At 43.7% G+C, this 15,062-nt stretch carries 15 protein-coding genes; 11 read left to right on the top strand and 4 right to left on the bottom strand.

Annotated features, from left to right (window positions below; genetic code table 11):
* From KIH23_RS06655 to KIH23_RS06640, 4 genes are all read right to left on the bottom strand, one after another.
* Complete coding sequence (locus KIH23_RS06655) at positions 1-483, bottom strand: GNAT family N-acetyltransferase (protein WP_213212302.1); 483 nt, start codon at positions 481-483, stop codon at positions 1-3.
* A gap of 87 nt (positions 484-570) precedes the next feature.
* Positions 571-930, bottom strand: a complete 360-nt coding sequence (locus KIH23_RS06650) for a hypothetical protein (RefSeq protein WP_213212300.1) — start codon at positions 928-930, stop codon at positions 571-573.
* 447 nt (positions 931-1,377) lie between these two features.
* Positions 1,378-2,031 carry a response regulator transcription factor gene (locus KIH23_RS06645; RefSeq protein WP_213212298.1) on the bottom strand — a complete coding sequence of 218 codons (654 nt, stop codon included), beginning with the start codon at positions 2,029-2,031 and terminating at the stop codon, positions 1,378-1,380.
* 33 nt (positions 2,032-2,064) lie between these two features.
* Positions 2,065-3,795: a sensor histidine kinase gene (locus KIH23_RS06640; protein ID WP_213212297.1), complete on the bottom strand. Its 1,731-nt coding sequence runs from the start codon at positions 3,793-3,795 to the stop codon at positions 2,065-2,067.
* A gap of 548 nt (positions 3,796-4,343) precedes the next feature.
* Between KIH23_RS06640 and KIH23_RS06635 the strand changes: the two genes are divergently transcribed.
* The 11 genes from KIH23_RS06635 to moaA are packed head-to-tail and all read left to right on the top strand — an operon-like array spanning position 4,344 to position 15,015.
* A complete protein-coding gene (locus KIH23_RS06635) occupies positions 4,344-4,823 on the top strand; it encodes a nucleoside deaminase (RefSeq protein ID WP_213212295.1) in 480 nt (159 codons plus the stop codon).
* Positions 4,824-4,827: 4 nt separating this feature from the next.
* A complete protein-coding gene (locus tag KIH23_RS06630) occupies positions 4,828-6,231 on the top strand; it encodes an FAD binding domain-containing protein (RefSeq protein WP_213212293.1) in 1,404 nt (467 codons plus the stop codon).
* The gene (locus KIH23_RS06625; RefSeq protein ID WP_213212291.1) at positions 6,228-8,468 is read left to right on the top strand and encodes a xanthine dehydrogenase molybdopterin binding subunit; all 2,241 of its coding nucleotides are present in this window, start codon (positions 6,228-6,230) and stop codon (positions 8,466-8,468) included. Before KIH23_RS06630 ends, KIH23_RS06625 begins: the two co-directional genes overlap by 4 nt.
* A 10-nt stretch (positions 8,469-8,478) precedes the next feature.
* Positions 8,479-9,390, top strand: a complete 912-nt coding sequence (locus KIH23_RS06620; protein ID WP_213212290.1) for an XdhC family protein — start codon at positions 8,479-8,481, stop codon at positions 9,388-9,390.
* Positions 9,387-10,565: a molybdopterin molybdotransferase MoeA gene (locus tag KIH23_RS06615; RefSeq protein ID WP_213212288.1), complete on the top strand. Its 1,179-nt coding sequence runs from the start codon at positions 9,387-9,389 to the stop codon at positions 10,563-10,565. Before KIH23_RS06620 ends, KIH23_RS06615 begins: the two co-directional genes overlap by 4 nt.
* 36 nt (positions 10,566-10,601) lie before the next feature.
* Positions 10,602-11,348 carry a sulfite exporter TauE/SafE family protein gene (locus KIH23_RS06610; protein ID WP_213212286.1) on the top strand — a complete coding sequence of 249 codons (747 nt, stop codon included), beginning with the start codon at positions 10,602-10,604 and terminating at the stop codon, positions 11,346-11,348.
* Between the two features lies 1 nt (position 11,349).
* The gene (locus tag KIH23_RS06605; protein ID WP_213212285.1) at positions 11,350-11,589 is read left to right on the top strand and encodes a MoaD/ThiS family protein; all 240 of its coding nucleotides are present in this window, start codon (positions 11,350-11,352) and stop codon (positions 11,587-11,589) included.
* A gap of 4 nt (positions 11,590-11,593) precedes the next feature.
* A complete protein-coding gene (locus KIH23_RS06600) occupies positions 11,594-12,652 on the top strand; it encodes a HesA/MoeB/ThiF family protein (protein WP_213212283.1) in 1,059 nt (352 codons plus the stop codon).
* A 3-nt stretch (positions 12,653-12,655) separates the two neighbouring features.
* A complete protein-coding gene (locus tag KIH23_RS06595; protein WP_213212281.1) occupies positions 12,656-13,102 on the top strand; it encodes a molybdenum cofactor biosynthesis protein MoaE in 447 nt (148 codons plus the stop codon).
* 1 nt (position 13,103) lies between these two features.
* Entirely contained in the window at positions 13,104-14,015 is a 912-nt protein-coding gene (gene moaCB / locus KIH23_RS06590; RefSeq protein WP_213212279.1) for a bifunctional molybdenum cofactor biosynthesis protein MoaC/MoaB, read from the top strand.
* Positions 14,008-15,015, top strand: a complete 1,008-nt coding sequence (gene moaA / locus KIH23_RS06585) for a GTP 3',8-cyclase MoaA (protein ID WP_213212277.1) — start codon at positions 14,008-14,010, stop codon at positions 15,013-15,015. The genes moaCB and moaA overlap by 8 nt, the downstream gene beginning before the upstream one ends.
* The last annotated feature ends 47 nt before the right edge of the window (positions 15,016-15,062 follow it).

Raw genomic sequence — 15,062 nt, 5'->3', positions numbered from 1 at the left:
TTACTTTAAACATTTCTGCATCAGTGTTTCTTCAAAACCAACACCTAAATAATCCACCACTATATCTTGCATTTTTTTCCAACCTTTTCGTTCATAAAAGTGCACGCCAACTGGTGAAGCTGACAGTTGTATTTTATCCAAACCTTGAGTCCGCGCATGATTTTCTAAATAATCGAGTAATGCAGAACCAATGCCCTGATTAACTCTTGAAACTTCAGTATAAAAACCCACCACAAAATCACCTTCTAAAGCAATGGTTCCCACCAATTGATGGTTGATTTCAGCGCAAAAAATGATTTGCTTTTTGAGTTTTTCATGCATGGCCTGGGTTGAATAATACCGCAAGAAAATTTCCAGCTGAAGCGCGCTGTAATGTGGTTTTAAAAGTAACTGCGCATTTTCATCAATCAGCCGGCTGAGTTTTTGAGCATCGGCTGATGTTGCCCGTCTGATTTGTATGGCTGAATTTGATTGATGGTTCATGAGTGATTTCTCGATGAACGAAATTAGTCAATTTTGGTTTTTAGAGGATGTGCACAAACCAAATATTGCATAATAAATTAATGAAAATCAGTCTTTATTCAAAGCATCACCCAACTTTTTGATGAGTTTGCCAAAGCGAGAAGCATTCTTTATTTCTGATTTTTTGAGCGTTACCACCAAAGGATTTTTCTGCTGACGGATTTGTTTTAAATAAGTAATCCATCCGCCATTTTTGCATATTTCTTGGCCTTGTTCGGTTAGTTTAAACTGTTGATGTTCAAATGAAGTAATCAAATTTTTGAGCACCATAATCTCAGCGAGCACCTGAGCATCAGCCAGCGGTAGTTTTCCAAAAAGCGCGAGGTCTTTGAGTTCCGCTTGCTGATGCGGGTGTTCATATAAATAGCGTAGGTTAAGCTCAATGAGTTGATTAATATGATTCATCATAAATGATATCTGATCCCTAAAATTGTGATCAACAAATTGGGCTGTTTGCATTTGCAAAAACATTTCACTCGTTAAACCCTCTAAACGAAATGATTATTACAGTCAAACAAAATCTCTTTTATCTAGCCGTTCCCTAAATGCAAGCCCAAATTGTCAATCAACACGAGTAAAACAAAAGCAGCAATTGGCCATTTAAAAAGGCAGGTTAGCCAGTTGTGTCTTCCCTAAAAACCCAAAAATTCGCTTATATGGGTTGGGCAAATTCACAGGATTTTTAGGTGCAACACTTTAACTTAAACCAAACCCAATCTTTCATTATTACGGCTGATTACCAAGACAAAACTAGACCAATCTCTGTCCAAATTTTGTAGAATTCAAAGTCAAATTTTGTAGAATGATTTCGACAGTAAAAGTTGAAAATCCAGTATTTATAATACTTAACGAAGATTATTGATACAACTGAAACAGATCAATCAAATCAGCTAAGTTGTTGATGGCCAATTTCTCAAAAATGCGGTTTTTAAAAGTGCTCACCGTTGATTTTTTAATGCCCAACGATTCTGAAATTTCCATATTGCCAAAACCTTTAATAAGCAAACGCGCTACTTCAATTTCGCGGTCAGACAATTGCTCGAGCGGATTGAGCGGTTTTTTAGATATATATGAGTCGAGAATTTTGTCTTTGATGTTTTGCGTAATGTATTTGCCTGACACCACCATACTTTGCAAAGCTTGTTTCATCTCATCTTCACTACAAGCTTTATTTAAATAACCTGAGGCTCCGGCATTGAGATAGCGCAGTGCGTATAGGTTTTCATCATAGGCTGAGAACACCAAAATTTTTAACTGAGGTTGCAATTCTTTGAGTTCGCCAATAAGATTTAAACTATGGCTATCCGGAAAATGAATATCCAAAATCAACAAATCAAATTTGTATTCATGAACCGCCTTCAGGGTTTCTTTAATCGAACCGGCCTGATGAATTTCGGCATTAAAAAACAAATCTTTGAGCACCATGGCCACGCCTTGACGCACTACCATATGGTCGTCTGCAATCAGAAAAGTGTAACGTCCCGGTTTGGATTTTTGTAGTTGTGTCATGAGCGTGTAATTTTTAAATGCAACAATTCAGGTTTAAGCCTGACTCAAAATAATTCTAAAACTAACGGTGGTTCCGGTATCTAATATACTTTCAACCTGTATTTCACCGTCAAATAATTCTGCTATTTCTTTGCATAAATTCAATCCCAAACCAACGCCGCTGTTCATGGTTTGCCCGGAGGCGCTTCCTTGATAATATGGTTCAAAAATATGCTGAATATCGTCTGCATTGATGCCCGGTCCGTCATCGCGCACCACCGCTTGCAAGTTAATTTCATATTCTGAGATCTCTCCGGCCATCACCACAACATCAATGTTTCCGTTGCGCGTAAACTTATTGGCGTTCCCGACAATATTGTAAAACAACTGGTGAATTCGGGCTACATCAGCACAAACTTCTATATGTTCGTCTATATCAATGCGTGCGTTCAATTGGTTTGCGTTGCTTTGCGCCAAATCAGTCAAAGCCAACAACATGCGTGAAATTTCGGCCTTGAGCATAAAGTTTTGATTCTTCAACTGCAAATTTTGCGCATCTTCTTGTGAATAAGCCAACAACTGATGCGACAACAACAACAGCGATTGCGTCGTAAAATCAATCGATTCAAAAGTTTCTTTCACTTCAGGTTCGGTGGTTGTGTTTTTAATTTTACGACTGTACAGCGCCAACAAACTCAGCGGTGATCTAATTTCATGGCTAATCATACCCATCATTCGGTCTTTGAACTTGAGGTTTTGCTTGATTTTTTCTTGCGCTTCCTGCAAACGTTCTTCATAAGCATAAGTCAATCGGGTAAATCCAAACAAAATGGCCGAAATTACCAGCATGAGCAAAATAATCATCACCAAAGCAACACTTTTGACCACTTTCCCGGTTTGGTAGCGCGATTTAAACTCGTCTCCTTTTTGTTGTTGGTACTGTTTTACGGCCTGAGCATAAGCGGGCAAAAATTGCTGACTTTGTAATAACAATCGGGTATTGAACTTGGCCAACGCAGCATCACGGCCTTGCATTTGCTGAAATGATTTGCGCAGTTTGTTGAATTCTTTGCGGTAATATTGATTGCTTTGTTCAATGATGCTTTTGAGTAAATCTTCAATGGTTCCCGTGACTACTTTGTTTTTATATTGCATCGTAATCACCGTTTTGAGCTGCTCTTTTTGCACTTGCATTTTACCCGAAAATGCCGCGGCCAATCTGGCCAACAAACCTTTTCGGTTCATTTTATCCACCGTAATCACCGTATTGGTCTTGATGCTGTCGAGTACTTTTTTATAACTCAAACTCGTGAGTTCAAAAGGTGCAGCATGTCCCGCTTTTTTGCTGGAGGTTTGTTGTGATAAGTGATCGTCAATTTGCTTTTTGAGCCAGACAACATAAGCTTGGGTTTGCTTTTGATCTGCAAGAATTCCCGAAAAATCGTCCAAGTTTTGCCCAGCCAACTTCAAATGCTCACTCGCTTGCGCAGCCAACAACAATGATTTTCGATAGTTTTGAAGTGATTCAGCCTTTCCGTGTTCAACATAATCTTGAAAATGCATTTGCGCTTCCAGCAATGCACTCATAAGTTGATCAGTCCAACGATTCATTTCATGGGCCTGTGACCATTGCGTAAAAGCGCGCTGGGTTTTCTTCGCGCCATAAGTTTCCTGATACCAAACCACCACAGCCAACAGCTGCAACAGTAGCATACACGCCAGTAAAATATAATGAACCCCTTTTCGGTGACGAAATTCAAGTGGTCTGGTAAAAAATGATTTCAATAACAATCTGTTTGATTTTCAGCAATCAGCAGAAGGGTAGATGGTGGGCACGATGATCCTTTATTTCTCAGGATAATCTTACGACAAAAATACACGAACCAATTGATAAATCCGTAATACATTTTTTTAGTTTTTGTAGAATATGTTCGACAATTTTTGGGGTTGAATAAGTTTAAAAGGTTTAAGAAGTTTAAAAAAGTTTAGTCGAAACATTCTGTTATACGAATCATTTTATTTCCAAATTTCCAAATTGTCTCATTTTCAAATTCTCTTTTGCCCAACAGCGCAGCGGTCCAAAAGCACTGCCGTATTCTCATTTGGGCGTGCCCCTGCGGGTCGCGCTTTCCGCAGTGCGCGGCACTTAGCTGCAATCGCTCACGCGGGCGGCTCACAGAAACAACATCTTAAATGATGCGCAACCATTGACTGTTCTGGCTTCATGGTCAAAGAGGTTTTCAACTAAACTTCTAAACTTTTTTCAACTTCCTAAACTCATCTTATGAATCGTCAAATCAACTTTTCTTTATATTTACCCCAAATTAAATTTTATGTGTTTAGACAAACAAACTGAGTTTATGCAGGAAGCCATTCGCCTGTCGATTGAAAATGTAAAAAGTGGCAACGGCGGACCGTTCGGAGCGGTCATCGTCAAAGACGGAAAAATCATCGCCCGCGGAGCCAACGGCGTCACTTCTACCAATGATCCAACGGCACATGCCGAAGTAGTCGCCATCCGAAATGCCTGCAAAGAACTAGGCACTTTTCAATTAGACGGCTGCGAAATATACACCAGTTGCGAACCTTGCCCGATGTGTTTGGGCGCGATTTACTGGGCCAGACCTGATAAAATGTATTTTGCCAACACCAAAAAAGATGCAGCGGATATCAACTTTGACGATCAGTTCATATATGAAGAACTAGAACTTCCGTATGCCAACCGCAAATTGACCACGGAGCAATTCATGCGCGAAGAAGCACTTGAAGCCTTCCGTTTGTGGGCTTCTAGCCAAGACAAAATAGAATATTAAAAGTATGATTCAATTCTTACTCAACCAAGAACTCATCCAGACCGAAGTACATCCGGCCACCACTTTGCTTGATTTTATCCGCTATGAACAAAACCTGCGCGGAACCAAAATCGGTTGTCGCGAAGGTGATTGTGGCGCGTGTACGGTGCTCATCGGCTCCAAAGCAGCAGATTCGGTTCGTTATATGAGCGCCACTTCTTGTTTGACACCGCTGGCCAACATTCACGGCAAACACGTGGTCACGGTTGAAGGCGTCAACTTAGCCGAAGGGCTCAACAAAGTCCAACAAGCCATGGTGCAATGCTCCGGAACTCAGTGCGGATTCTGCACGCCGGGCTTTGTCAATTCACTCAGCGGTTATGCTTTAACGTGTGAATCGCCCACGGCTGAAGAAGTCATCAGCGCCATTGACGGCAATATTTGTCGCTGCACCGGATACAAATCCATTGAGCGTGCCGCCGCAGTGGTCGCCCAAGAGTTGCAACACAAAGATGCGCAACAGCCTTTGTCTTGGTTGGTAGAAAATAAATTTATTCCCGATTATTTCTTAGAAATTCCCGAGCGATTGGCTTTGATTTCAGCAGATGTTCCGGCCAATTCGGGTCAACTTCCCGTTGGCGGCGGAACCGATTTATACGTACAAAAACACGATGAGCTCCACGGGCTTGAACTCGATTATTTGTTCCATCATCCTGAGCTCAACCAAATCAAAGTAAATGGTGATCAAGTAACTTTAGGCGGTTCGGTCACGGTAACGCAACTCATGGAACATCCGTTTTTGCTTGAGCGTATTCCGCAGTGGCATCGTTTTTTAAAACTGATTTCATCCACGCCCATTCGCAACATCGGAACCATCGCCGGAAACTTAGCCAATGCTTCACCCATCGGCGATTTTACCGCTATTTTATTGGCACTCAACGCCCAAATTACTTTGCTCGATACGCAAACCCAAACCTGCCGAAACTTGCCTTTGCGCTCGTTTTATCTCGGCTATAAAACCCTTGACAAAGCGCCTTCAGAAATCATCAGTCAAATGACTTTTGAACTTCCGGCGCAACGATTGTTTTATTTTGACAAAGTTTGCAAACGACAATACCTCGACATTGCCAGCGTTAATACAGCCATCAGTCTGCAAATGAGCGCTGACCAAATCACCGAGGCGCATATATCGATGGGTGGCGTAGGGCCAACTCCTTTGTATTTGTCGGCTACGGCTGATTATCTCATCGGAAAAAAACTCAGTGTTCAAACCATCCGTGCTGCCGAAGCCATTTTGCAAACCGAACTCTCGCCCATAAGCGATGCGCGCGGCACACAAGACTACAAGCGCTTACTCGCCCGACAGTTGTTTTTCGGACATTTTTTATCGTTGTTCTCAGATTCCTTAACCATGCAAGAGTTGATATGATTAATATAGACGCCCACAACCACGTTCAAGGAAAATCCATTTACCTCGACGATTTGCGCGAGCAATACGGAACCTTACACGCGCTTCCGTTTGATGCTACCGTGGCGCATGCCAAAATTAAATCGCTTGATTTGTCTGCGGCAAAAAAAGCAACAGGAATCACAGCTATTCTCACGGCTAAAGATGTGCCCGGACTCAACCAAATTGGCGGTATTATTCCCGATGAGCCACTCTTGGCCGAAGGCGAAGTACATTTTCGAGGACAAGTCATCGCTATCATAGTCGGCGATACAGAATATCACTGTCGTAGGGCGGCCAAGCTCATTCAAGTTGAATATGAATTGCTTGAAGTAATCACCGATCCGCGTGAGGCACAAGCCAAAAATAAACTTATTATTCCACCGCGTACTTTTCGTTTGGGCGATACTGCTCAAGCATGGGCGCAGTGTGACCATATTATCGAAGGCCGAAGTGATGTCAACGGTCAAGAACATTTATACATTGAAACCCAAGGTGCGTATGCGCGTCCGAAAGAAGAAGGCAGCATTGTGATTTCGTCTTCTACGCAAGGCCCGACGGCTGTTCAACGCATGGTGGCTCAGGTATTGGGCATTCCGATGCACAAAGTTGAAATTGACACCGTTCGACTCGGCGGTGGTTTTGGCGGAAAAGAAGATCAAGCAACACCATGGGCCGTGATGGTGGCTATGGCAGCGCAAATTTTAAATCGTCCGGTCAAGATGTCTTTGCACCGGATGGATGATATGCGCATGACCGGCAAACGCCATCCGTATTCAGCCGATTTTAAAATAGGTCTGAGTAAAGATTTAAAAATTCTTGCTTATCAAGTAACGCATTATCAGAATGCAGGCGCGGCCGCCGATTTATCTCCGGCGGTTATGGAACGCACGCTTTTTCACTCCACCAATGCTTATTACATTCCGAACGTTTTGGCTACAGCTTATAGTTGTAAAACCAATTTGCCGCCCAATACAGCCTTTAGAGGTTTTGGCGGTCCGCAAGGAAAATTCGTCATTGAAGCAGCCATTGTCAAAGCAGCAGAAACGCTCGGCGTGCGTCCGGCCGAAATTCAACAAAGAAATTTAGTTCAAGACGGTGACGAGCTTTCATACGGACAAATACTCACGCAAACCCAAGCGCATCAAGCCTGGGAAACGTGTATGAAAAAGTACGATTATCAGCAGCAAAAACAGCGCATTGACGCGTTCAATCAGAACAACCATCGCTACAAAAAAGGCATGGCGGTACAACCGATTTGTTTCGGGATTTCATTTACCAATACCATGATGAACCACGCGCGTGCTTTGGTGCATATTTACCACGACAGCAGTGTGGTCATCAGTACGGGCGCGGTTGAAATGGGGCAGGGCGTCAACACCAAAATGGTGCAGATTGCCGCTGAAATTTTTGGCATTGCGCCCTCACTGATTCGCATAGAATCAACCAATACGTTGCGTGTGGCCAATACTTCGCCTACTGCTGCCAGTGCCGGAGCTGACTTAAACGGAAAAGCTTTGGAGCTCGCTTGCAACGCACTTGCCCAAAGACTCAAAGCGGTGGCTAGCCAAGATTTTAATGGTGAAATTGTATTGGCATCACAACAAGTCATGGCCGACGGAAAAGCCACGGGTATGACCTGGAAAGACCTCGTGCTCAAAGCGTTTACCCAACGGGTGGCCTTGACTGAAAACGCACATTATGCCACGCCTACCATTCATTACGACAAAACCAAAGAAAAAGGACATCCGTTTGCGTATCACGTTTACGGAACGGCTCTTTTTGAGGTAACCGTTGATTGCTTGCGCGGAACCTATGAATTTGATTCGGTGCAATTGGTGCATGATTTCGGAAAAAGCATGAATCACGATATTGACAACGGACAAATCGAAGGTGGATTGGTGCAAGGAATTGGCTGGATGACACTCGAGGAAATCGTATACAACAAAGAAGGCCGACTCTTGTCCAACGCCTTGTCCACCTATAAAGTTCCGGATATTTACTCGGTGCCCAAACATATTGAGGTGGCGCATTTAGAAACCGAAGGCCACGAGCTCGCGATTAAAAAATCAAAAGCCGTGGGAGAGCCACCACTCATGTACGGAATCGGCGCTTATTTTGCGTTGCGCGATGCTGTGCGTGCGTTTAATCCAAAGGCTGATTTAGCGGTGGACGCGCCCTACACACCCGAGAAAATCTTAACTGATTTGTATCGATAAACCGCTGTTTATGGCTTCTTTGATTACTACTGTTCATCATTTGCTACAGCAAAAAAAACGCTGTGTGCTGATGGTAGTAACCGATCATGAAGGCAGCAGTCCGGGCAGAAAAGGTTTTAAAATGGTGGTGACTGCCGAGGCTCTTTTGGGTACCATCGGCGGTGGCATCATGGAACACAAACTGGTTGAATATGCGCGGAGTTTGCTTTTGGGTGAAGCTTTTACGCCTTTTATCAAACTACAAATCCACGATAAATCTGTTGCCCAGAATCAGTCAGGTATGATTTGTTCCGGAAGGCAAACCATTGCTTTTTTTGATATACCATCAGCGTACAAATCACTTTTTGAAAGACTCGTTATGGAGGCAAATTCCACTTTGTATTTTAGCTCAGAAGGCATTTCACTCCAAAAACCTGCATCAGCTTTGTGGTTGTATTCAGAAAAACTACAGAAACAAGCACAAGTATATATCATTGGTGGTGGTCACGTAGGTTTGGCTTTGAGCGAAGTGTTATCGCGACTCGATTTTGAAATTCATATTTTAGACCACCGCGAAAACCTCAATACCATGCAAGCCAATGCGTTTGCACACCACAAAGCCACGGTTGAATTTGAACACATCGAGCAATATATTCCCGAAGGTGATGCCGTTTATGTGGTGATTATGTCGTTTGGTTATCGAACCGATGGCGTCATTATTCGCAGATTGCTAGGTCGTTCTTACCAATATTTAGGAATGATGGGCAGCCGCGAAAAGATCGAAACTTTAAAAAACGATTTGTTAGCTGAAGGTTTTACCCATCAGCAATGGGTTCAATTGCGCGCTCCGATTGGTGTGGATATCAAAAGTGAAACTGCGCCGGAAATTGCCATCAGCGTGGCGGCCGAACTCATTGCAGTAAAAAACAAACCGAGCTTATGATTTCTGTGACCGAAGCTTTTGATTTAGTACAAAATGCATTGCCTCATCCGGTGGTGACGCAACAATCTTTGCCGGCATCTTTGCAACATGTTTTGGGCCAAGATATATTCGCACCGATTTCACTTCCGCCTTTTGACCAAGCTACCATGGACGGTTTTGCTTTGGCTTTGCACGATTCATTGGCCTATGAAATCATCGGCGAAATCAAAGCAGGCGATGCAACGCTCATCAACATAAAACCCGGTCAAGCAGTCAAAATATTTACCGGAGCTTCGGTTCCGAGTTCAGCGCAAGCAGTGATTCAAATCGAGCAAGTTCAAGTGCAGCAAAATGAGTTGATTTTATCTCAAACTACAGTTGCCGGAACCAACATTCGCGTCGCCGGAGCACAAATCAAACAAGGCGATTTGGCTTTGGCTCAAGGCACTTTTCTGAGCGCCGCTGCCATCGGTTTTTTGGCCGGATTGGGCATCGCTGAAATTTCAGTTTTTAAAAAGCCCAGCATTGGAATCGTTGTCAACGGCAATGAATTGCTTGCGCCCGACGAACCTTTAACGCCCGGAAAAGTGTACAACAGCAATGCGGTAATGCTCGAATCGGCTTTGCGCCAAGCCCATTTTATACAAATCAAACATTATCAAACCCTCGACGATTTACAAGCTACAGAGCAAACCTTGCAAAAAGCGCTCGGTGAAAATGATTTCGTGCTTATTTCGGGCGGTATTTCTGTAGGTGATTACGATTTTGTCGGGAAAGCATTAGCACAATTGAAGGTCGAAAATCTATTCTATAAAGTCAATCAAAAACCCGGAAAACCTCTGTGGTTTGGGCGTAAAAATCATCAACTGGTTTGGGCTTTACCCGGAAATCCAGCGGCGAGTTTAACGTGTTTTTATTTATATGTCTTGCCCGCTTTACAGCAAGTTTCCGGTTTTTCAACAAGCTTTAAATCCGAATTTTATCTGCCTTTGGCCCATGATTATGAGGTGAATAATATGCGCGATCAATTTTTAAAAGCGCGCATTATTGGCGAACAAGTACATATTTTGCCGCATCAAGATTCGGCTATGTTGGATTCATTTGTTCAGGCTCATGGGTTGGCTTATGTTGCAGCCGGAAAATATGCTTTGCAATCGGGTGATAAAGTTGCGCTTTACACGCTGCCACAAGGTTAATTGTCGTTATATTTGTGGGTTGTAAATTTTCAAACCATGCCAGTTTTTGACTTGTTTCAATCGCCCTTATTACTCATGCTTTTGCCGGTAGTGGCTTTTTTGTACGCGAGTGTTGGGCACGGCGGAGCCAGCGGTTATTTGGCTTTGATGAGTTTGTTTGCCTTTCCGATATCGCTCATGAAACCCACCGCGCTTGTGCTCAATATTCTGGTTTCGGGTATTTCATTTTACTTTTATTATCGAGAGAAAAAATTTGAATGGCCTTTGTTTTGGCCGTTTGCGATTACTTCTATTCCATGCTCTTTTTTGGGCGGATTACTCACCGTTGAGGCGCAGGTGTATAAAATCATTTTAGGTTCGGTTTTGATGGTGGCTGTATTGCGATTGCTAGGTTTTCTGGGGAAATCTCCCGGGCAAATCAAGCCCGTTCATTTGCCTAGTGCATTGCTCATTGGCGCCCTCATCGGATTTATTTCAGGTCTGATTGGCATTGGCGGCGGCATCATACTGAGTCCGGTTTTGCTGTTGCTCGGTTGGGCACAAATGAAGCAAACCGCAGCGGTTTCGGCCTTGTTTATTTTGGTTAATTCGCTCTCGGGTTTGCTCGGACTCATTTCAAAAGGCGATGTGCTTCCGGCCACATCCTGGATGGTCGCTCTGGTAGTGGCTTTTGGTGGAATTTTGGGCGGTTATTACGGCAGCCGAAAATTCAACACCGTAACTTTGCGTTATGTGCTGGCTTTGGTATTGGGCATAGCGGTTTTTAAATTATATACGGTTTAAAATGACGATTAAACTTCAATATTTCGGATTGATAGCCGAAGTGGTTGGTTGCCAGCAAGAATCGTTAACGCTTGCTACAATTGCCACAGTTGCCGAACTTAAAGCTGCTTTGTTCGAAAAATATCCTCCATTATCTTCGGTGTATTTTAACCTGGCGGTCAACCAAAAAATGGCCTCTGAAAACACACCGATTGATGCTACTTCTGAAATTGCTTTGTTGCCGCCTTTTGCCGGCGGATAAATATATGGAACGCTACCATCGACAAATCGCTTTGCCCGAAATAGGCGCTCAAGGTCAGCAAAAATTGACTTCGGCGCGTGTATTGGTTATAGGCGCGGGCGGATTGGGCGTGGCCGTTTTACAACAATTAACCGCTGCCGGAGTCGGACATTTGGGTTTGGCTGATGGCGATGTCATCTCGATGAGCAATCTGCATCGGCAAATTATCTACACGCCTGAAGATTGTGGTCAGAGAAAAGTAGACGTGGCTCAGCGATGGATTAAAAATCAAAATCCGGAAATTTCAACCGAGATTTTTACCGATTATTTCTCAGAAGCCAATGCATTTACCCAAGCTTTGGGTTATGATGTTTTGGTGGATTGCACTGATTCTATTCGCGCGCGTTATTTGATCAATGATGTGGCGTTGGCGCTCCATGTTCCGATGGTTTATGCCTCGGTACACGCTTGGCAAGGACAGCTTTCGGTGTTTAATTATCAGGCCGGCCCTACCTATCGATGTTTGTTTGCCGAGCCCGAACAAATTGAGGAACAAATGAATTGTGATACGTCCGGAACCCTTGTTTCGGTGCCGCAATTGCTCGGAACCTTGCAAGCCAATGAAGTGCTCAAAATCATTTTGCAAGCTGGCTTGGTTTATTCCGGAAAATTGCTCGTGTGTGATTTGTTGACCTTGCGTTTTGAAGCGCTGGCTTTTGAAAAAAATCCGTTGCAAATTCAAAAAGGTTTGTTGCGCGGTCTTGCTTTGCGCAGAGCAGCTTTGCCTGAAATCAAGAACATCGAACCGGGACATTTTATGCGTTTGCTCGACCAAGCCGATCTTTGTTTGATTGATTTGCGCGAAGCCCATCAAGAAGCTGCGGTTTCAGGAAGCGCTATTTTGCATTGGCCGTTGAACGAATTATCCGCTCGGCTTGAATCTTTAGATAAAAACCAAAAAATAATCTTATTTTGCCCTTTCGGAAATCAAAGCCGATTGGCTGCTGAATACCTCATGAGTCGTGGCTTTACCAATGTCGGACACTTGGTAGGCGGCACGCAGGCACTGCATCATCTATTCTAATTTATGACCCAATCATCCACACCCAAAAAGGTTTTTGTAGACGGAGCTATTGCGCCCGCTTTTATTGCCGACTCGATTGCCAAGCATCAGAGCAAAACCAATATTGGTGCGCATCAGATTTTTCTCGGGCAAGTGCGCGCTGATGTAATCGATGGACAAACCGTTTTGGCTATTGAATACACGGCTTACAAGCCCATGGCCGAACAAATTTTGTCTGAAATTCGCGAACAAGCGTTTGCCCAATTTGACTTAACTTGTATGCATATTTATCACAGTTTGGGAACCGTTGCCGCAGGCGAGATTTGTCTGTTTGTTTTTGTTTCGTCAGGCCATCGAAAAGCCTCGGCGGATGCGTTGTCTTTTTTGGTTGAAGCCATCAAGGCCCAAGCGCCGATTTTTGGCAAAGAAATTTTTGAAGACGGAACCCACACCTGGAAAAAGAATATATAAGATGGTTGATATTACCCACAAAATAAATACGCTCAGAGAAGCCGTTGCACAAGCTATAGTTCAAGTAGGTTCGCCCGAAACCATGCAGGCCATTCGCGAGAAAAAAGTACCCAAAGGCGATGTGCTCGAAGTGGCGCGCACAGCCGGATTGTTTGCCGTCAAAAACACTTCGTCGGCAATTCCGGATTGTCATCCGCTGCCCATTGAATATACCGCGGTGGCTTATGAGTTACAACAAACAACCATTCAAATTCAGGTAACCGTTAAAACTATTTATAAAACCGGCGTTGAGGTTGAGGCCATGCATGGCGCATCCATTGTAGCCTTGACGCTTTATGATATGCTCAAACCGATTGACAAGGCTGTTGAGATTAACTCGATTAAATTGTTGCATAAAAAAGGCGGAAAGTCAGATGTTTTAAAAAACAGAAAACCTGATTTAAAAGCTGCTGTGGTGGTTTGCTCAGACAGCGTTTCAGCCGGAAAAAAAGAAGATTTTTCGGGCCGAATTATTTCAGAAAAACTCACGAATATGGGTGTTTCGGTAACTGATTATCAAGTTATTCCCGACCAAGTTCAGGCCATACAACCTTTAGTTGAACAATACGCGGAGCAAAAAATAGATTTACTCGTTTTGACCGGAGGCACCGGATTGTCGCACAAAGATGTAACACCCGAAGCGGTTATCCCGTTGCTCGACCGAAGAATTCCGGGCATTGAAGAAGCCATGCGTCATTACGGACAACAGCGCACACCTTTGGCCATGCTTTCACGCAGTGTGGCCGGATTCAAAGGCGATACGTTAATTCTGGCTTTGCCGGGTTCAGCCGCCGGAGCTGCAGAATCAATGCAAGCTGTTTTTCCGTCGGTGTTGCATTTGTTCAACATCCTTAATGGCGGACAACATGAATAATCAGACGCACTTATTGCAAGATGCTTTTGGCCGAACGCACGATTATTTGCGCATTTCGCTCACCGAACATTGCAACCTGCGTTGTACTTATTGCATGCCTGCCGAAGGAATTCAACTCACGCCCAAACCGCATTTGATGACCGCCGATGAAATCCTGCACATTGCCCAAACGTTTGTCAATTTAGGCGTGCGCAAAATCAGATTGACCGGTGGCGAACCGCTCGTGCGCAAAGATGCAGCATCAATCATACACGCGCTTGGTAAGCTAGGTGTTCATTTGACTTTAACGACCAATGGTTTGCTCGTTCATGAGTTTATTGATACATTTAAGCAAGCCGGAATCAGTGCTGTAAATCTGAGTTTAGATACACTTTCAGCCGAAAAATACCGTCAAATTACCCGAAGAAATCACTTTGCACAAGTGTGGTCAAACATCGAACTTTTACAGCAACATTCGTTTCGCGTGAAGCTCAATGTGGTGCTGATGAAAGGTTTTAATGAAGATGAAATCCTCGACTTTATTGCTTTGACCCAACATCAAAATATTCAAATTCGGTTTATTGAGTTTATGCCGTTTAACGGAAACGAGTGGGATAGAAGCAAGCTTGTGTCGTATGCTGAAATCCTCGAAACCTTGCGCAGTCATGATGATTTTCATCAGATAGAACGCTTGGATGATGCGCCGCACGACACCGCCAAAAACTACAAAATTGCGGGTTATGCCGGAAGTTTTGCCATCATCAGTTCGGTGACCAATCCGTTTTGCAGCACCTGTAATCGCATTCGTTTGACGGCCGATGGCAAGCTCAAGAATTGTTTGTTCTCAAATACTGAAACGCCATTGCTTGAAACTTTGCGCTCCGGAGCATCGATTTTACCGCTCATTGAGCAAAACTTACGTTCCAAATTTCCGGTCCGCGGCGGCATGGATGACGATCGAAAATTTGAAAATCCCGATTTGTTTTCACAAAACCGCAGTATGATTGCCATCGGTGGATAAATGGGTTTGAATTATTCGCAAAAAGCCTTGTATTTTTTTAATTAAAA

The organism is Flavobacterium sp. CYK-55, assembly GCF_018413465.1.
Taxonomy (GTDB): domain Bacteria; phylum Bacteroidota; class Bacteroidia; order Flavobacteriales; family Flavobacteriaceae; genus Flavobacterium.
The sequence above is the reverse complement of the archived record's forward strand: the minus strand, read 5'-3'. Positions and strand labels throughout refer to the sequence as shown.